Source organism: Fructilactobacillus sp. X7R7C1, from assembly GCF_059901065.1.
The window spans coordinates 147285-166468 of the sequence record NZ_JBWXVF010000003.1; the positions used below are offsets into that span (position 1 = coordinate 147285).

The 19184-nt window shown below is 39.2% G+C and carries 22 protein-coding genes; 20 read left to right on the plus strand and 2 right to left on the minus strand.

Going from position 1 to position 19184, the window contains the following annotated elements:
* Nucleotides 1-15: 15 nt before the first annotated feature.
* Together AC6UDC_RS05570 and AC6UDC_RS05575 are read right to left on the minus strand one after the other, a co-directional pair.
* Nucleotides 16-720, minus strand: a complete 705-nt coding sequence (locus AC6UDC_RS05570) for a type 1 glutamine amidotransferase (RefSeq protein WP_500721696.1) — start codon at nt 718-720, stop codon at nt 16-18.
* Nucleotides 720-2072, minus strand: coding sequence for a MurT ligase domain-containing protein (locus AC6UDC_RS05575; RefSeq protein ID WP_500707356.1), 1353 nt, complete (start codon nt 2070-2072; stop codon nt 720-722). Before AC6UDC_RS05575 ends, AC6UDC_RS05570 begins: the two co-directional genes overlap by 1 nt.
* Before the next feature lie 230 nt (nt 2073-2302).
* Here AC6UDC_RS05575 and AC6UDC_RS05580 point away from each other — a divergent pair, with 230 nt between their 5' ends.
* From AC6UDC_RS05580 to AC6UDC_RS05675, 20 genes are all read left to right on the plus strand, one after another.
* The gene (locus tag AC6UDC_RS05580; protein WP_500701383.1) at nt 2303-2875 is read left to right on the plus strand and encodes a thymidine kinase; all 573 of its coding nucleotides are present in this window, start codon (nt 2303-2305) and stop codon (nt 2873-2875) included.
* 20 nt (nt 2876-2895) lie between these two features.
* The gene (gene prfA / locus AC6UDC_RS05585) at nt 2896-3984 is read left to right on the plus strand and encodes a peptide chain release factor 1 (RefSeq protein ID WP_500694425.1); all 1089 of its coding nucleotides are present in this window, start codon (nt 2896-2898) and stop codon (nt 3982-3984) included.
* Nucleotides 3968-4819, plus strand: a complete 852-nt coding sequence (gene prmC / locus AC6UDC_RS05590; RefSeq protein WP_500708211.1) for a peptide chain release factor N(5)-glutamine methyltransferase — start codon at nt 3968-3970, stop codon at nt 4817-4819. Before prfA ends, prmC begins: the two co-directional genes overlap by 17 nt.
* A 15-nt stretch (nt 4820-4834) precedes the next feature.
* A complete protein-coding gene (locus AC6UDC_RS05595; RefSeq protein ID WP_500711251.1) occupies nt 4835-5848 on the plus strand; it encodes an L-threonylcarbamoyladenylate synthase in 1014 nt (337 codons plus the stop codon).
* Between the two features lie 36 nt (nt 5849-5884).
* On the plus strand, nt 5885-7129 hold the full coding sequence (glyA, locus tag AC6UDC_RS05600; protein ID WP_500721698.1) for a serine hydroxymethyltransferase: 1245 nt from the start codon (nt 5885-5887) through the stop codon (nt 7127-7129).
* Nucleotides 7130-7200: 71 nt separating this feature from the next.
* A complete protein-coding gene (upp, locus tag AC6UDC_RS05605; protein WP_500694349.1) occupies nt 7201-7833 on the plus strand; it encodes a uracil phosphoribosyltransferase in 633 nt (210 codons plus the stop codon).
* Nucleotides 7834-8131: 298 nt separating this feature from the next.
* Nucleotides 8132-8842: a F0F1 ATP synthase subunit A gene (gene atpB / locus AC6UDC_RS05610; protein WP_500694350.1), complete on the plus strand. Its 711-nt coding sequence runs from the start codon at nt 8132-8134 to the stop codon at nt 8840-8842.
* Between the two features lie 20 nt (nt 8843-8862).
* Nucleotides 8863-9075: a F0F1 ATP synthase subunit C gene (atpE, locus tag AC6UDC_RS05615; RefSeq protein ID WP_010021947.1), complete on the plus strand. Its 213-nt coding sequence runs from the start codon at nt 8863-8865 to the stop codon at nt 9073-9075.
* A gap of 41 nt (nt 9076-9116) precedes the next feature.
* A complete protein-coding gene (gene atpF, locus AC6UDC_RS05620; RefSeq protein ID WP_500694351.1) occupies nt 9117-9635 on the plus strand; it encodes a F0F1 ATP synthase subunit B in 519 nt (172 codons plus the stop codon).
* A complete protein-coding gene (gene atpH / locus AC6UDC_RS05625) occupies nt 9622-10164 on the plus strand; it encodes an ATP synthase F1 subunit delta (protein WP_500694352.1) in 543 nt (180 codons plus the stop codon). Before atpF ends, atpH begins: the two co-directional genes overlap by 14 nt.
* Before the next feature lie 36 nt (nt 10165-10200).
* On the plus strand, nt 10201-11736 hold the full coding sequence (gene atpA, locus AC6UDC_RS05630; protein WP_500694353.1) for a F0F1 ATP synthase subunit alpha: 1536 nt from the start codon (nt 10201-10203) through the stop codon (nt 11734-11736).
* A gap of 22 nt (nt 11737-11758) precedes the next feature.
* Nucleotides 11759-12685 carry a F0F1 ATP synthase subunit gamma gene (locus AC6UDC_RS05635; RefSeq protein WP_500707360.1) on the plus strand — a complete coding sequence of 309 codons (927 nt, stop codon included), beginning with the start codon at nt 11759-11761 and terminating at the stop codon, nt 12683-12685.
* Between the two features lie 23 nt (nt 12686-12708).
* Nucleotides 12709-14133, plus strand: coding sequence for a F0F1 ATP synthase subunit beta (gene atpD / locus AC6UDC_RS05640; protein WP_500694355.1), 1425 nt, complete (start codon nt 12709-12711; stop codon nt 14131-14133).
* Nucleotides 14134-14146: 13 nt separating this feature from the next.
* Nucleotides 14147-14575, plus strand: coding sequence for a F0F1 ATP synthase subunit epsilon (locus AC6UDC_RS05645; RefSeq protein WP_500694356.1), 429 nt, complete (start codon nt 14147-14149; stop codon nt 14573-14575).
* Nucleotides 14576-14700: 125 nt separating this feature from the next.
* Nucleotides 14701-14931, plus strand: a complete 231-nt coding sequence (locus tag AC6UDC_RS05650) for a DUF1146 family protein (protein ID WP_500694357.1) — start codon at nt 14701-14703, stop codon at nt 14929-14931.
* A 21-nt stretch (nt 14932-14952) separates the two neighbouring features.
* Nucleotides 14953-16245 carry a UDP-N-acetylglucosamine 1-carboxyvinyltransferase gene (murA, locus tag AC6UDC_RS05655; RefSeq protein WP_500694358.1) on the plus strand — a complete coding sequence of 431 codons (1293 nt, stop codon included), beginning with the start codon at nt 14953-14955 and terminating at the stop codon, nt 16243-16245.
* Between the two features lie 106 nt (nt 16246-16351).
* Complete coding sequence (locus tag AC6UDC_RS05660; RefSeq protein WP_500694359.1) at nt 16352-17365, plus strand: rod shape-determining protein; 1014 nt, start codon at nt 16352-16354, stop codon at nt 17363-17365.
* Between the two features lie 13 nt (nt 17366-17378).
* Nucleotides 17379-17654 carry a membrane protein insertion efficiency factor YidD gene (gene yidD, locus AC6UDC_RS05665; protein WP_500699808.1) on the plus strand — a complete coding sequence of 92 codons (276 nt, stop codon included), beginning with the start codon at nt 17379-17381 and terminating at the stop codon, nt 17652-17654.
* 42 nt (nt 17655-17696) lie between these two features.
* On the plus strand, nt 17697-17912 hold the full coding sequence (locus AC6UDC_RS05670) for a DUF2969 family protein (RefSeq protein WP_500696062.1): 216 nt from the start codon (nt 17697-17699) through the stop codon (nt 17910-17912).
* 31 nt (nt 17913-17943) lie between these two features.
* The gene (locus AC6UDC_RS05675) at nt 17944-19140 is read left to right on the plus strand and encodes an FtsW/RodA/SpoVE family cell cycle protein (protein ID WP_500694362.1); all 1197 of its coding nucleotides are present in this window, start codon (nt 17944-17946) and stop codon (nt 19138-19140) included.
* The last annotated feature ends 44 nt before the right edge of the window (nt 19141-19184 follow it).

Genomic DNA, 19184 nt, shown 5'->3' on the forward strand with positions numbered 1-19184 from the left:
GGTAGTGCTTTGGTTTTAAAATGAGTCAACTTTTACTTTTTTCTTATCTTCTGAAAAATCGGTATTAGGATATTTCTTTTCAAGGGCATGAAACATCATTCGCTTTGCTAGGTTTCCGTTTCGAGCTAGGATGGGTCCATGAAAATAGGTACAAACGGTGTTTTTATAGATGGCACCCTCGGTCCCATCTTTCCCGTTATTTCCATGTCCCTTAATGACCTTACCAAGTGCTCGCTCGCTTGGACCCAGGTATGTGACCCCGGCGTGGTTCTCAAAGCCATGGTATCTTTCCTTGGTTTGTTCGTTTTGAATTTCAATGTTTCCAATGAAACGATTGTCCTTCATTGCATCCGTGTAGTGATCAAGGGCACCAATGCCAGGAAGCTTTTCGCCATTAGCTGCAACGTAGTAGTTTCCAAGTAACTGGAAGCCACCACAAATTGCAATAACAGGCTTGCCTTGTTCAATGAAACGTTTAATTTCGTCCTTTTTGGTTTGAATGTCTTTTGAAACAATGGTTTGTTCAAAGTCTTGTCCACCACCGAAAACCATGAAATCATAATCGTCTGCGTTGAACCCTTCTTCTAAACTAACAACATTTGAGGTGACCTCAACGCCAATCTGTTTAGCGTAATATCGTAACGACAAAATGTTACCGATATCACCGTAAGTATTCATTAAGTCACCATATAAGTGAGCCACTCGAATGGTTTTTGTCATTAGTCCATTCCTCCTTTAATGAATCCCTTTTGTGCTAGTAAGTGTCTGAATTGAAGCATAGCCGTGTAAGTGGCCAGAACGTAAACCTTTTTAGTGGGAAGCTGCTTAATTTGTTCCAAGACTTTTTCAATGTTTGGTTCAATGATGTGATTGTCGTCATGAACCCCAGCAACCTTAAGGCGGAAGGTAATGTCTTTGTATCGTTCACCACCGGAAATGAATTTTTTAATGTTCATCTTTGGCAGACGTTCAAAGTCGCCATCCCAGATCCAACTCGTGTCAATTCCGTCAGCATAGTTAGCATTTTCAAGAAAGACAAACGAAAATGGTTCCCTTTCATGAGAAATCATGTCAATGACTTGATTAAGTCCCACTGGATTTTTAACTAACACAATGGTTACTTCTTTATTACCAACTTTGATTTCTTCCTGTCTTCCAAAGAGTCGCTTGTTGGTTTCAAAAGCGTGTTTAATTTGATCAGGACGAACTCCCATTTGTCGACCCGCCGCATAAGCTGCGAGAGCATTGTAAATATTGTATGTTCCACCAACATCAATTGAATACTGGTTTCCATCAATGTCAAAGGTTGAACTAGTTGGGGTTTCGTCCACCACTTTAGTGACTTTGTAATCTAGTTCTGGACGATGGAAACCACAGTTAGGACAGAAGTAATCACCTAAATTTCCGTAAGTGATGTAATGGTAGTGCATAATGTGCGAACAAACGGGACAAAGGACCCCATCCGTGTTAGGGGCTGCCTTGATGTCTTTATCAGCTGGTTGATCTTGAAAGCCATAGAACACTTGTTGATTTGGCATTTTTTTAGAGTTAAAAATGGCGGAATCACCGTTTGCAACCACTAAGGCATCTGGAGCTAGTAAGATCCCATTTAAGATTTTTTGGTAGGTAGTGTAAATCTCACCATAACGATCCAGTTGGTCACGGAAGATATTAGTCAAAACAAACATCTTTGGTTTGATGGCCTTAACAACCGGTTTTACGTTGGCTTCGTCAACTTCTAAGACTGCAATTGGATTTTCACCATATTTGGGATGTTTGGCTTGTAAAAAGGTTGAGACAATTCCCTGAGTCATGTTAGATCCAGTTGGATTAGTCAGAATTTGATCATATTCTTCCTTTAGGACTTGAACGATCAGTGCGGTAGTCAAAGTTTTACCGTTCGTTCCTGACACAATAATCACATCGTAATTTTTACCCAGCGTCTTTAAAATATTGGGATCAATTGCAGTGGTTATTTTTCCTGGTAATGAGCTACCACGGTGCAAAAAATTATGCAGGAACCAGTAAGATGACTTACCAGCCATGGTGGCAATTCTACTCTGAAATGACATAATGAGTTCTCCCTTAGAAATGATTAGTTTTGCACAATTAAAATAATTCTATCATAAAACTACGCTTATAAGTAAGAATAGTGACTAATTTAAGAAAAAGCAATTATTCAAATGGTAGAACAAATTTTGAATTTGGATGCGAAAAAGTGGTAAATTCGATATAATGAAAAAGTTAGTGAAAATAGAGAAAAGGTGATAACTTGGCACAATTATTCTTTCGTTACGGAGCCATGAATAGCGGAAAATCAATCGAAATTATCAAAGTCGCTCATAACTATGAGGAACAGGGTAAATCAGTTATTTTGATGACAAGTGGCCTTGATACCAGGGAAAAGAAGGGAACCATCGCTTCTCGGATTGGGTTGACTCGTAAAGCCCTTTCAATTAATTCCGATTCAAACGCATTTAAAATGGTAAAAGATGAAATTGAAAAACGCGATGAACCCATTAGTTGTGTGTTAGTTGATGAAGCCCAGTTTTTAAATAAGCATCACATCTTCGAATTAACCGAAGTGGTTGATCAATTACATATTCCGGTCATGGCATTTGGACTTAAAAATGATTTTCAAAATAAATTGTTTGAGGGATCGAAGTATTTACTATTGTATGCGGATAAGATTGAAGAAATGAAAACGATTTGTTGGTTTTGTGAAAAGAAAGCAATTATGAACTTAAGAGTCCATGATGGAAAGCCCGTTTACGAGGGCGAGCAGATCTTTATGGGTGGTAACGAGTCATATTATCCTGTTTGTCGTTATCATTATTTCAATCCTCCGATTGAAGCACAAAAGAATAAGGAGTAATAAGAATGGCTGAAGCCGATATGGATAAAATTTTTGATAAATTACAATCCGTTTCTGACAGATATGATGAATTAAACGAACTAATCAGTGATCCAGAAGTGATTGCTGACACCCAAAAATTCATGAAACTCTCAAAAGAAGAGGGCAGTCTCAGAGAAACGGTTGAAACTTACAATAAGTATAAAAAGATTAGTAAACAATTAGATGATGATGAGACCATGTTAAGAGAAAAACTTGATAGCGAAATGGAAGACATGGTCAAATCCGAGATTAGTGATTTAAAGGATCAGAAAACGCAACTTGAAGATCAAATGAAGTTGTTGTTGATTCCAAAGGATCCTAATGACGAGAAAAATATTATCATGGAAATTCGTGGAGCAGCTGGTGGAGATGAAGCCAGTTTGTTTGCGGCTGACTTATATAACATGTACACCAAGTATGCCGAACGTCAGGGATGGAAGATTGAAGTGATCGATGAAACTGATACTGAAGTTGGTGGTTTTAAAGAGATTGTTTTAATGATCACTGGTGATAAAGTCTATTCCAAGTTAAAGTACGAAAATGGTGCTCACCGAGTACAACGAATTCCTTCGACAGAATCGGCTGGACGAGTTCACACTTCCACAGCTACCGTTGGTGTAATGCCTGAGGAAGAAGATGTGGACATTGACATTGATCCAGGCGATATTCGAACGGATGTCTATCGCTCCTCTGGTGCTGGTGGTCAACATATTAACAAAACTTCATCAGCCGTCCGAATGACCCACCTCCCAACTGGGATTGTGGTTGCAATGCAAGATGAGCGTTCTCAACAACAAAACCGTGCTAAGGCAATGCGAGTTTTGAAAGCGCGTGTCTATGACTACTACAAACAAAAAGAACAGAATGAGTACGATGAGAAACGGAAAGATGCCATTGGAACGGGTGATCGTTCTGAACGAATCCGGACTTACAACTACCCCCAAAATCGAGTTACCGACCATCGCATTGGTTTGACCTTGAACAAGTTAGACAAAATCATGGATGGTGATTTAGATGATATTATTGATGCATTAATTGTTTCTGATCAAGCTAAAAAGCTGGAGAAATTGAATGACTCAGAAGCTTAAAAATAACGCAACTGTTTTTGAAGCCCTTAAATGGGCTTCTTTGCGTCTGGAGCAAGAAAGTTTGGATCCTGATCAAGGACGCCAGGTGATGAGGTCTTTGATGGGATGGAATTTGACGGATTTGCTGATGAATTATCGGTTTAATTTGTCTGATGATCAGGAAGCTAAATTTATTGAAATGATAGAACGGGTTCTAAATCATGAGCCACTGCAATATGTAATTGGAACTGCTAATTTTTATGGATACACGTTTCAAGTTAATCCCAGTGTTTTGATTCCAAGGCCTGAAACGGAAGAATTAGTGGAATGGATCTTAAATGATTACGATGATCATCCTATTAACGTATTGGATGTTGGAACTGGTAGTGGTGCCATTGCGGTTTCATTAAAAAAGCAACGCCCAAGTTGGAAAGTAACTGGTTCTGATATTTCACTTAATGCATTAAAAATTGCTCAAAAAAATGCAACGTCAAATCACACCGAAATTAATTTTGTTCAGAGTGACCTATTTGGCGCTTTTAGTGAACAAAAATTTGACCTGATTGTCTCTAATCCACCATATGTGGGTCAAAATGAGATTAAGTATATGGATGAAAGTGTCTTAAAATATGAACCACGTCAGGCTTTATTTGCTGATAATAATGGACTTTCAATCTATCAGAGAATTTCGCGTGATGTTGATGCTCATTTAGAGGGGGATGGCTCTCTTTATTTAGAAATTGGCTTTAGACAGGGAGATCCGGTTCAAAAGATTTTGATGAATGATAATAAAAGACGGTCGGTTCGTCTCCGAAAGGACATGGCAATGCGTGATCGAATGATTAAAATGAAATAAAGGAGAATTTTTAAAATGGATACAAAGATATTTACGCCGGATCAGATTGATGCGGCCGCAGAAGAACTTAAGAAGGGGAACCTCGTTTCTTTTCCCACCGAAACAGTTTACGGACTAGGGGCCGATGCTACTAATGTCTCAGCGGTTAAAAAGGTTTATAAAGCTAAGGGACGTCCAAGTGATAACCCATTAATCGTTCACGTTGCTGATGTTGAGACGGTTGAGAAGTATGCTCAACCGTTAGACGAAGAAGTAAAAAGATTAATGAAAACGTTTTGGCCAGGTCCATTGACAATCATCTTAAAGTTAAAAAGGGGTGCACTTGCTAAAGAAGTTACTGGTGGACTTGATACCGCTGCTTTTCGAAATCCTGATAAACAGTCAACTCTAAATTTAATTAAGGCCGCTGGTGTTCCGCTAGTAGGTCCATCAGCAAATACGTCTGGCAAACCCAGTCCGACCCTTGCAAAGCACGTTTATCATGATTTAAATGGTAAAATTGCGGGGATTTTAGACGACGGTGCTACTGACTTTGGGGTTGAATCGACAGTTATTGATATGTCAACGGGGAAGCCAGCAATCTTGCGTCCTGGTGCAGTTACCGTTGACCAGATTGAAAAGGTCGTAGGCCCAGTTGACGATGCCGTTCACCATGTTAGTGCGGATCAGGTTCCAAAGGCTCCTGGAATGAAGTATCGTCATTATGCCCCAGATGCTCAGGTTCAAATTGTTGACCATAAAGATGACTGGAAGCGAGCGGCTGATTGGATTAAAAAACAAGATGGGACTGTGGGAGTTATGGCAACTGACGATGTAATTGATGCAGTTGACTGGCCAAGCAATGCAGAAATTTACAGTCTTGGAAGTGATATTAATACTGCCAGTCATTTACTATTTGCCGGACTTCGTCAATTTGATTTAGAAGATGGCGTTGATAATATCTTGGCACAGGGATTTACCCCAACTGAATTAGGGGAGGCTTACATGAACCGCTTAAACAAATCCGCAGGACAAAAGCACTTTGAATAGTATACTTAATTCAAATAGTGAAATGAGGTAGATATCATGTCAGACAAAGAGTATGAAAAGATGGATCCTGAACTTTGGGACGCCATTTACGGTGAAAAAAAGCGTCAAGAGGACACAATTGAGTTGATTGCATCCGAGAACATTGCCTCAAAGGGTGTCCGAGCCGCCCAGGGCTCCGTTTTAACCAATAAATATGCGGAAGGCTATCCTGGTCATCGTTATTACGGTGGCTGTGAGTATGTTGATAAAGTGGAGACGCTGGCCATTGAACGAGCAAAAAAGTTATTTGGTGCTGAGTATGTAAACGTGCAACCTCATTCTGGTTCTCAAGCTAATCAAGCAGCATATGCCGCTTTCTTAAAGCCAGGAGATAAGATCCTTGGGATGGACCTAAATTCCGGTGGACACTTGTCACATGGTGCTAAGGTCAACTTTTCTGGTAAGATTTATCAGTCGTTTACTTATGGAGTTAATCCAGAGACTGAACAACTTGATTACGATCATATTCAAACAATTGCAGAGGAAGTAAAACCGCAAATTATCGTAGCTGGTGCATCTGCCTATAGTCGAATTATTGATTGGCAGAAATTTAGAGAGATTGCTGATAGTGTGGGAGCCTACTTAATGGTAGATATGGCTCACATTGCTGGTCTGGTTGCAACCGGATTACATCCTAGTCCAGTAGGAATTGCCGATGTAGTGACAACTACGACTCATAAAACCTTGCGTGGCCCTCGTGGTGGAATGATTTTAAGCCAAGATAAGTACGCCAAAAAGATTAAATCGGCTGTTTTTCCTGGGACCCAAGGTGGTCCTTTAGAACAAGTAATTGCTGCTAAGGCGGTTGTCTTTCATGAAGATTTACAACCCGATTTTGTTACTTATTCCAAGCAAATTCTTAAAAATGCGAATGCCATGGCTGACGAGTTCAATAATTCCGAACATTTACGAGTAGTTTCTGGTGGAACTGATAATCATTTAATGACCGTTGATCTGACTGATACCGGTTTAAATGGTAAACAAGTTCAAGACATGCTGGATTCATTAATGATTACCACTAACAAGGAAGCAATTCCAAATGAAAAGTTGAAACCAACTTTAACTAGTGGACTACGAATTGGGACTCCCGCGATCACTTCAAGAGGGTTTGATGAGAATGATTCAAAGAAAGTTGCTGATTTAATTATTAAAGCCATTGACAATTACGATCAACCCGATGTTTTGGCTCAAATCAAGAGTGACGTATCCAAATTGTGTAAAGAAAACCCAATTACACGATAAGGAGCTAGAAATTTTTTGGTATTCCTTGTGTTATAATAGGTATAAATATAATACAAAGAGGAGAGTGCGTTATGGGCGAGTTTCACGTAATGGATCATCCGTTGATCCAACATAAATTAAGCATTATTAGAGATAAGAATTGTGGGACACGTGAGTTTAGAGAAGTCGTTAATGAAATTGCTAGTTTGATGGTTTTTGAAGTTGCTCGTGATATGCCACTTAAAGACGTTGAAGTTGAGACACCTGAAGGAACTGCGCACGCTAAGAAATTAGCTGGTAAAAAAGTTGCTGTTGTTCCAATTCTGAGGGCTGGAATTGGAATGGTAGATGGGGTACTTGATCTAATTCCTACAGCCAAAGTTGGTCATATCGGGATGTATCGTGATGAAAAAACCTTTCAGCCTCACGAATACTTTTTAAAGTTGCCAAGTGATATTGGTGAGAGGCAGATCTTCGTTGTTGATCCAATGCTTGCTACGGGTGGATCTGCAATCATGGCGCTCGATGCATTAAAGAAACACGGCGCTAATCCCAAAAACATTAAGTTTGTTTGTCTAGTTGCCGCTCCTGAGGGAGTTAAAGCGGTGCAAAAAGCTGAACCAGAAGTTGACATTTATGCCGCTGCACTTGACGATCATCTTGATCATGGTTACATCGTTCCTGGGTTGGGAGATGCTGGTGACCGTTTGTTTGGAACAAAATAAAAATAATAATTTTAAGTGAGAGTTAATGAACTCCCACTTTTTTGTTAGATTGCTTTACGTAAAGGCCGGGTTTAAGTTTTGCCAATTTCGATTGTGAAGTAATTGTTATAAAGACTATAAAATTAGAATTTTTGGTGCTTTATAGCTTTGAAATTTGCCTGAAATGGTGGTATTATTTCATCAGATTTGAATAAGTGAGCTTTTGACTTGTTTGAATATAGAATCGCAATTATTCAACTACTTTTTATGGCACGTTTTTTATTGCGAGTGATAATAGTTGCGAAAAGAGGTGATATCTGTGGAGCCAACTCGTACTTTTCAATTTTTAGGTCTTACTTTCAACGTCAGCAATATGATTTCTGGTGTGATTGTGGCTGTTGTTTTGTTCGCTTTTATATTCGTCTGCTCGAGAAACCTGCAGTTGAAACCAAAGGGGAAACAGAATTTATTGGAGTACATGATTGATTTTACAAATGGAATTATAAAGTCAACGATTGGTAATGATGCGCCTAAGAATTATGGACTATGGGCATTTACGCTATTCTATTTCATCTTAATAGCTAACTTACTTGGTTTGTTCTTGCATATTCAGGTAGGTAATATTGTCTATGTCAAGAGTCCTACGGCCGATCCAATCGTCGCTTTGACGTTCTCATTAATGTCTCTGACATTTGCTATGTATTGTGGTGTTGAGAAACTAGGTTATAAGGGACACTTTAAGGGATTCTTACAACCTGTCTTCTTGTTCCTACCAATCAACCTACTTGAGGAGCTTACGAACTTCTTAACACTTGGAATTCGTGTTTATGGGAATATCTTTGCTGGTGAATTGTTGGCCGGGATAATTGCTAATTTAGCATTTTCAAATGGATTGTGGCTGATTCCAGTCGCTGCCCCACTTGAGTTAGCATGGCAAGGATTCTCAGTGTTTATTGGCTGTATTCAAGCCTATGTATTTGTAACATTATCATCTGTATATGTTTCTCAAAAATTATCAATTGAGGAATAAGAAAATAGGAGGATTATATTATGGGAGCTATTGCTGCTGGAATCGCAATGTGTGGTGCCGCTATTGGTGCCGGAATTGGTGACGGTTTAATTATTTCCAAGATGCTTGAAGGTATGGCACGCCAACCAGAATTATCAGGAACACTTAGAACTAATATGTTCATTGGTGTTGCCTTAGTTGAAGTTATGCCCATCTTGGCCTTTGTTGTTGCCTTCTTGGTTATGAACAAATAGAGAAAACATTTTCTTAGTTTAGAAAAAGGAGGTGTCAATAGATGTATACACATTTAGTTATTGCGGCTGGATTCAATGTTGGTGATATGCTGTTTTATGCCATCTTGTTCTTACTCTTGATGTGGATTGTTAAGATTTTCGCATGGAAACCCGTCACAAAGATGATGCAAGATCGTGCAACTAAAATTGCCAACGATATTGATTCTGCTGAACAATCACGTAACGATGCTGCTAAGTTAGCCAAAGAACGTGCCGATGCATTACAAAACTCGCATGACGAAGCAACCAAAATCGTTAGTGATGCTGAACAAGCTGGTCAAAAACGTCGCGACACAATTATTTCCGATGCTCAAGATGATGCTAAAACCTTAAAGGATAAAGCTCATAAAGATATCGAACAAGAACGTGAAGACGCTTTAGCAAGTACTAAAGATGATGTGGCAGATTTATCTATTGAGATTGCTTCCAAAATCATTAAAAAGAACTTAAATGCTGATGATCAAAAAGCATTAATCGATTCTTATATTGAAGGGCTAGGTAATCCAAATGAGTCTAGATAAGGTTACGCTTGCCAAAAGATATTCTAATGCGCTCTTTCAAGTACTAGAAGAACATGATGAGTTAGAAACTGGGAACGCTGATTTAATGGCGATTAAAGACATTTTTCAAAGTGACCCTGGTTTATCTATCGCATTAGCAGGGCCAGTACTTGATCTTAAGCAAAAAGATTCGATCATTAATTCTTTGATTGATGGCGCAACTTCTCAGTACGTCAAGAATTTTGTAAAGATGGTCTATGACTATGGGCGTATTAATGATATGGTCGCGATTATTGATGAATTTGGCAAATTATATGATAAGAAGCAAGGAATCGTGCGTGCTAGCGTAGTTACAGCAGTTCCAATGAATGACGAAGAGAAAGACAAGTTAACCAAGACATTTGCCAAAAGGGTTGGTGCTAAAACAGTTGACTTATCTGCGAAAGTAGACAGTAGTATTATTGGCGGTGCGATTTTGTCGTCAGATAACGTTGTTTACGACGGAAGTGTTCGTACTAAAATTAAAGAAGTACGGAATTTGCTCTCTTAGTCGATAAGATATCTATATTGAAGAGGTGAAACTTTTATGAGCATTAAGGCTGAAGAAATTAGTGCCCTAATTAAAAAACAATTAGATGGCTACAAAGACGAACTTAACGTCGACGAGACTGGTGTCGTTACCTATGTTGGTGACGGTGTTGCTCGTGCATATGGTCTAGATAATGCTTTATCCGGTGAATTACTGGAGTTCCAAAATGGTGTTTATGGAATGGTGCAAAACCTCGAAAGCAACGAAGTTGGTATCGTTGTTTTAGGTGACTTTACAGGTATTCGTGAAGGTGACAGTGTTAAAAGAACCGGAAGAATCATGGAAGTTCCTGTTGGAGATAATATGGTTGGACGAGTTGTGAACTCATTAGGCCAACCAATTGATGGTAAAGGTGAGATCAAGACCGATCAAACTGCTCCAATTGAGAAAAAAGCACCTGGAATCATGCAACGTCAAAGTGTTAAACAACCACTACAAACTGGGATCAAGTCAATTGATGCCTTGGTTCCAATTGGTAGAGGCCAACGTGAGTTGATCATTGGTGATCGAAAAACTGGTAAGACTTCAATTGCGATTGATACAATCTTGAACCAAAAAGATCAAGATATGATTTGTATCTACGTTTCAATTGGACAAAAAGATTCAACTGTTAGACAACAAGTAAACACCCTCCAAAAGTACGGTGCGATGGATTACACAATCGTCATGTCAGCTGGTCCATCTGAACCTGCTCCCTTGCTTTACATTGCACCATATGCTGGTGCAACCATGGGTGAGTATTTCATGGACAAGGGTAAAGATGTTTTGATTGTTTTCGATGACTTAACGAAACAAGCTAATGCTTATCGTGAACTTTCCTTAATTTTGAGACGTCCACCTGGCCGTGAAGCTTATCCTGGTGATATTTTCTACACCCACTCACGTTTACTTGAACGTGCTGCTAAGTTGAGTGACAAGATGGGTGGCGGTTCGATGACCGCTCTTCCAATTGTTGAGACGCAAGCAGGGGATGTTTCCGCTTATATTCCAACCAACGTAATTTCAATTACTGATGGTCAGATCTTCTTAAACTCTGACATGTTCTATTCTGGAGACCGTCCAGCCGTTGATGCTGGTACTTCAGTTTCTCGTGTTGGTGGAGATGCCCAAATTAAGGCAATGAAAAAGGTTGCTGGTACATTACGTTTGGATCTTGCTTCATATCATGAACTTGAATCGTTTGCTCAATTCGGTTCTGATCTTGATGAAGCTACTAAAGCTAAGCTGGATCGTGGATCTAGAACGGTGGAAGTCTTAAAGCAACCACTTCATTCGCCACTACCAGTTGAAAAACAAGTTTTGATCTTGTATTGCTTAACTCATGGCTACCTAGATAAAATTGCCGTTGATGATGTTTTAAGATTCCAGGATGAGATCTTCAAATTCTTTGATACAAATTATCCTGACCTACTTGAAAGCATTAAGAAAACTGGTGATCTTCCAGATGAAAAGAAGCTAAACAGTGCAATCCAAGAGTTTGCAAGCACCTTTAAGCCTTCAGCTAAGGGTGACAGTATAGTTAATAGTAATTAACTTGAAGGGAGGATAACAACTAATGGCTGAATCGATGAATGATGTAAAGCACAGAATCGCATCGACCAAGAGTACACGTCAGATTACCGAGGCGATGCAGATGGTTTCAACGGTTAAGTTGAACAGAATTCAGGCACATACAGAGAACTATAATCAGTATGTATCTAAGGTTAAGTCTGTAATCGCTCATCTGGCTCAGTCCGATTTGTTAGAGGATAATAAACCTTCAAGTCAAGATTCAAAAAATGCTAAGAAAAAGACCGCCTATATTGTAATTTCATCTGATCGTGGAATGGTTGGAAGCTACAATAGTAATGTAATCAGAGGTACCAATGAGTTTATTGAAAAGCACACTCCAAATACTGATGATTATATGATTTTAGCAATTGGTGGTAATGGTGCAGACTTCTATAAGAAGCGTGGAGCAAACGTTGCATACGAAAATCGTACCGTTTCAGATGTTCCCACTTATACCGAAGTTCAAGGGATCGTTAAGGCCATTACCTCCATGTATAATGATGGAATTTATACTGATTTGTACATTTGTTATAATCACTTCGTTAACCGAATTTCCTCTGATTTTAGGGCTGAAAAGCTTCTTCCCATGGATAAGGAGTCAATTCAATCATCTATGGATGATAAAAATAGTGGTCAAGCTGGATCTGATGTCAAAGTTAAAAACTTGATTGAAGATTATGATATTGAGCCATCCGCTAAGGCTGTGCTTGGTGTTGTAATTCCTCAATATGCTGAAAGTTTAATGTATGGAGCAATCTTGGATGCCAAGACAGCTGAACATGCTTCCAGTTCAACCGCAATGAAATCAGCCACTGATAATGCCGATGATTTGATTTCATCACTTGAACTCAAGTATAACCGGGCACGACAGGCAGCTATCACTACTGAAATTACAGAAATTACTGGTGGTCAAGAAGCATTGAACCATTAATAGATGGGAGGAATTAAAGCATAATGAATACTACTGGTAAAGTACAACAAGTTATCGGGCCAGTTGTTGATGTTAAATTTCCCCTAGACGGTGATTTACCAGAAATTAATACTGCTTTGAACGTTAAAAAGGGTGACAACAAGCAATTAGTTGTTGAAGTTGCTCTTGAGTTAGGTGACGGAGTGGTACGTACCATCGCTATGGACGGAACCGATGGTTTACGTCGTGGGATGGATGTTGAAAATACTGGTGCTCCAATTGAAGTGCCAGTAGGTAATGATACTCTAGGTCGAGTATTTAATGTTTTAGGTCAGCCAATTGATGGTGGACCAGAATTTGGTCCTGATCAAACGAGATGGGCCATTCACAGACAACCACCTAAGTACGATGAGTTAAACCCATCGACTGAAGTTCTTGAAACTGGAATTAAAGTTATTGATTTATTAGCTCCATATATTCGTGGAGGTAAAGTTGGATTATTCGGTGGTGCCGGTGTTGGTAAGACCGTTTTGATTCAAGAATTAATTCATAACATTGCTCAGGGTCATAACGGTATTTCCGTTTTCACTGGTGTTGGTGAAAGAACCCGTGAAGGTAATGATATGTACTTTGAAATGAAAGGATCGGGTGTGTTAAAGCATACTGCCATGGTGTATGGTCAGATGAATGAGCCACCTGGTGCTCGTATGCGTGTGGCATTGACGGGTCTTACACTTGCTGAGTACTTTAGAGATGCTGAAGGTGATGATGTTCTTTTATTCATTGATAACATCTTTAGATTTACCCAAGCTGGTACGGAAGTTTCAGCTCTGTTAGGACGTATTCCATCAGCCGTAGGTTATCAGCCTACTCTAGCTACTGAAATGGGACAACTTCAAGAACGAATCACATCAACTAAAAAGGGTGCGATCACTTCAATTCAAGCTGTTTACGTTCCAGCCGATGATTATACCGATCCTGCTCCTGCAACAACGTTTGCCCATTTGGATGCTACCACTAACCTTGAGCGTTCATTAACGCAACAAGGTATTTATCCTGCCGTTGATCCATTGGCATCAACATCATCTGCCCTTTCTCCAGAAATCGTTGGACAAGAACACTTTGACGTTGCAAGTCAAGTTCAACACGTTCTTCAGCGATATCGTGAATTACAAGATATCATTTCAATTCTAGGAATGGATGAATTATCCGACGAAGAAAAGACGATTGTTGGTCGTGCTCGTCGTATTCAATTCTTCTTATCACAAAGTTTCACCGTTGCCGAACAGTTTACGGGTCTTCCAGGTAAGTATGTATCCGTTAAGGATACTATCGCCGGCTTCAAGGGAATTCTTGAAGGTAAGTACGATGATATTCCTGAAGACTGTTTCAGAAACTGTGGTGGAATTGATGATGTCGTTGCAAACTACAACAAACTGAAAGAACAAAAAGCAAGTCAAAGCAAATAGGAGGCTGATCTAATTGGCTGATAATAAATCGTCAGTATTAACCGTTAGTATCGTTACTCCTGATGGCGAGGTTTATTCCAATGATCAAGTCACCATGGCTATCATTGAAACAATGATGGGTGACCTTGGAATTTTAGCTAACCATGTTCCAGTGATTGCTTCTTTAAAAATTGGTGAAACGAGGTTTAAGTTTAACGGAAATGACATGGATACCGTTGCGGTCAATGGTGGATTTGCCGAATTTTCCAATAATACTTTAACCATCGTTGCTGATAGTGCTGAACGTAAAGGTGACATTGATGTATCGAGAGCTACTCATGCCCGAGAGCGTGCAGAACAGAAGATTAAAGATGCTCAATCTAAGAACGATACGGATGCATTGAAACGTGCACAAGTTGCTTTACAAAGAGCTGTTAATAGAATTAATGTTGCACAACATTAATTAAAAAAGAGGAATTTTTTAGTTCCTCTTTTTTGTTACAATTTTTTACATGGACCTCCGATTTACGACAATTGAATGATTTTATGATAGTATATAGTAAGAATGAATATTAGGAGTATCGCGTAATGAATCCATTTGGAGTTGAATCTTTAATAACAATAATTAGTCAGCTATTCTTTATTGCATTAGCTTTTTGGTCTATACAAGGAATTCACTTTGAACGGTTTTTACCAATTCAAGAACGACAGGGGAAGGTCTTGATTGTCCTCCTTTCGATCGTAATTGGTTTTATATGCAGTTCGTTCTTTATGTCATTCATTGATAACTTAAAAAATTTAACAGTACTATTTAAATAATACGTAATAGGAGAGAGTACCATGGAAAAAATTGTTGTGCATGGCGGAAACAAACTTAATGGTCGAGTTCACATTGAGGGTGCAAAAAATGCCGTTTTACCGATTCTAGCTGCTACTATTCTTGCAAGTGATGGCGAGACTGTTTTAACCAACTGTCCCATGTTGTCCGATGTGTTTACTATGAATGAAGTTTTAAAACATTTGGGTATTCAAGTTGATTTTGATAAAAGTAAGAATAAAATTACAGTGGATGCTTCTGGAAAAATTTCACCAGAAGCTCCGTACGAATATGTTTCAAAAATGAGAGCCTCAATTGTTGTGATGGGTCCACTTTTAGCTCGTTTAGGTCAAGCAAAAGTTGCTTTACCAGGAGGATGTGCAATTGGAAGTCGTCCCATTGACTTACATTTGCGTGGCTTTGAAGCCTTAGGTGCTCACATTGAACAACATGATGGTTACGTAGAAGCATCTGCTCCTAACGGACTTACTGGAACCGATATTTATTTCGATTTTCCAAGTGTTGGTGCTACTCAAAATGTAATGATGGCCGCTACCCTTGCAAAGGGAACTACCAAGATTCAAAACGTTGCCCGTGAACCTGAGATTGTTGACTTACAAAAAGTATTGAACAAAATGGGAGCAAAAGTTTCTGGAGCAGGCACTGATACGATTACAATTACCGGAGTACCAAGTGTTCATGGTGCTAGTCATGAAGTGGTTCAAGATCGAATTGAAGCTGGGACTTTTATGGTTGCCGCAGCGCTTACTGAAGGAAATCTTTTAATTGAAAACGGGATTACCGAACATAACTTACCATTAATTTCCAAAATGAAACAGATGGGGGTTAAAGTTGAACAAGAACGCGATGGTGTTCGTGTCATTGGACCCGCAAAATTAAAACCAGTTAACGTTAAGACTGCCCCATATCCAGGCTTTCCTACTGACATGCAGCCTCAAATGACAGTATTGCAGTTAAGGGCCGATGGTGTCAGCAAGCTAACGGAAACTGTTTTTGAAAATCGGTTTATGCACATGGAAGAATTACGCAGAATGGGTGCTAAGTTCGACATTAATGGCGAAACAGTCACCATGTATGGACCAACCCATTTTGAGGGTGCTAAAGTTGCTGCGACTGATCTTAGAGCCGCAGCTGCCTTGATTTTAGCTGGTCTAGTTGCTGATGGTTATACGGAAGTTACTAATCTGAAGTATCTTGATCGTGGCTACTACGAATTTCACAAGAAACTGCAAAAACTTGGCGCAGAAGTTGAGCGAATCCCAATTAAAGAAAGCGACGCAATTGCTAATGACTAACTTGATCGTTAGAAAAATTTAGATAATTTCGTATGTGATAATTCTCTTTTGCTATTCTGGATATGCTATAATTTAGTTAAACGATGTTACGGAAGGAAGTATTTTTATGGCACAAGATATTGGGATTGACTTAGGAACTGCTAACGTTCTTATATACGTTACGGGGAAGGGTATTGTTCTTAATGAACCATCTGTAGTTGCCGTTGATACTAAAACAAATAAGGTATTGGCGGTCGGTTCTGAAGCTTACCAAATGGTAGGTAGAACTCCTGGAAACATTAAAGCCATTAGACCTTTAAAAGACGGAGTTATTTCTGATTTTGACATTACTCAAGAAATGCTTTCGTATTTTATCAGTAAATTAAGCGTTAAGGGCGTTGTTTCTAAACCACAGACGATGATCTGTGCTCCTACAAACATCACTAACATTGAACGAAAAGCAATTATCCAAGCAGCGGAACGCGCAGCTGGTGGCGAAGTTTTCATTGAAGAAGAGCCTAAAGTAGCTGCCGTAGGTGCTGGTATGGATATCTACCAGCCTCATGGTAGCATGGTAATCGATATGGGTGGTGGAACCTCAGACATTGCGGTTCTTTCACTCGGTGATATCGTAGCCAGTAAATCACTTAAAATTGCTGGAGATGTGATGAACGTTGATATCGTTAACTTCTTGAAACAAGAACATAACCTTATTATCGGTGAACACACCGCTGAACGAATTAAAATGCAGATTGGAACGGCAGACGTTTCCACCCAAGATGTTAAAGAGATGGAGGTTAGAGGTCGTGACTCAGTTAGTGGGATGCCTAAATCGGTAACCATTACTAGTCAGGAAGTTGCGAGAGCTATTAGTGGTTCAATTAACTCCATTGTGTCAGGTGCAAAGGCAGTCTTAGAGACAATTCCACCAGAAATTTCAGCTGATATTATTGATCGAGGAGTAATGTTAACCGGTGGTGGTGCACTTCTTAAAGACATTGATACTGTAATTTCAAATGCGTTAACGGTTCCGGTTTATATTTCTGAAGATCCTTTAGACAATGTTGCAAAAGGTGCTGGTGAAATGCTTGAGCATATGAGTAGCAATAAAAAGAGTCGTGGATTTTTCAGTAGAAAATAATTGAGAGAAAAAATTGAAACGAATATTTATATCTTTAATTAAGTTTTACCAGCGTTTTATTTCACCATTGTTTCCGCCTAGTTGTCGGTACTCACCAACCTGTTCGCATTATACGCTCGAAGCGATCAATCGCTTTGGAGCATTGAAAGGGACACTGATGGGGTTTACACGAATTTTGAGGTGTAATCCACTGGTTAAGGGTGGATACGATCCAGTTCCCAAGAAGTTTTCATTGGGAAGAAATAAAAAAGCTGAGGAAGATTATCGTCGCTCAATGAAGCTAAAATAGTTGATTTTATCAACTATTTTTTATTCTAGGAGGTTTTTAAGCGTGGCTCGAAAAGAAAAACGAATCGGTGTTAATATTATTGATGATCCAGAAGAAAACGCGTTGAAATTGGTGCAAATTGGCGGTCATACCGTGGGCACCATTGAAGAAAAGAACGGGAAGTCAATTTGTGTGGTTGGTGACAAAACTTTCCATGAAAACAGCGAAGAAGATGCTGTTGCTGAGGTAATAAGAGAGTATAATTTGCACCAAAGATAAGTATGATTTATGAAAAAAAGGAGTTCTAATCGTGTTTAATAGGTCGGAAAGTACAGACGAGAATCGAATCGATTGGGGAATCATTTTTTGTGTACTGATGCTTGCTTTGGTGGGCATAGGGTCGATCTTTGTAGCTGCCAGTCATGATACAAGTCAAACAAGTGTCGTAAAGGCGGTTGTTTCGCAATTAGTGTGGTACGCAATTGGTGCAATTGCCATCGTTGTGATTATGCAATTTGATTCCGAACAGTTATGGAAATTAGCACCTTATGCGTATTGGTTTGGGATCTTTCTTTTAGTTGCTGTTTTGTTCTTGTATAGTCGTTCCTATGCGGCACAAACTGGTGCTAAAAGTTGGTTTCAGTTAGGGCCACTGACATTTCAACCATCTGAAATCATGAAACCTGCATATATTTTGATGTTGGCTAAAGTCATTGCTTCTCACAATAATGAACATCCAATTCATGAAACTCGAAGTGATTGGGCGTTACTTGGTAAAATGATTCTATGGACGATTCCAATTGTGATTTTACTAAAGTTGCAAAATGACTTTGGAACTACCATTGTGTTCATTGCCATCCTGGCGGGGATGATGATTGTATCCGGTGTTACGTGGAAAATACTGGCGCCAATCTTTGGTGTTACAGGTGGTCTTGGTGCCATTGCACTGACACTTGCCATTACTAAAGAGGGCCGAATGTTACTTGGTCATTTTGGCTTTAAGTCTTATCAATTCGCTCGAATTGATACTTGGTTGCATCCTGAGTCAGATACGAGTAACCAAGGATTTCAACTATGGCAAAGTATGAAAGCAGTTGGATCAGGAGGTCTTACTGGAACGGGATTCAATGTTTCAAAAGTTTACGTTCCTGTTCGTGAGTCTGATATGATCTTTTCCGTGATGGGAGAGAACTTTGGATTCATTGGTGGGGTATTATTGATTCTTCTTTATTTCTTATTGATTTATGAAATGATCAAGGTTACTTTTGAGACTAAAAATGTTTTCTATGCCTATATTTCTAGTGGAGTTATTATGATGATTTTATTCCATGTTTTTGAAAACATTGGAATGAGCATTGGGTTGCTGCCAATGACTGGAATTCCGCTCCCATTTGTGAGCCAGGGAGGTTCTGCCTTAATTGGTAACATGATAGGGATTGGGTTGATAATGTCAATGCAATACCATAACAAGAGTTCAATGTTTAGTACAGATAAGAATTTCTCATAAAGCATGAAAGCATGTTCATTCATGCTTTTTTATTTGGGATTATT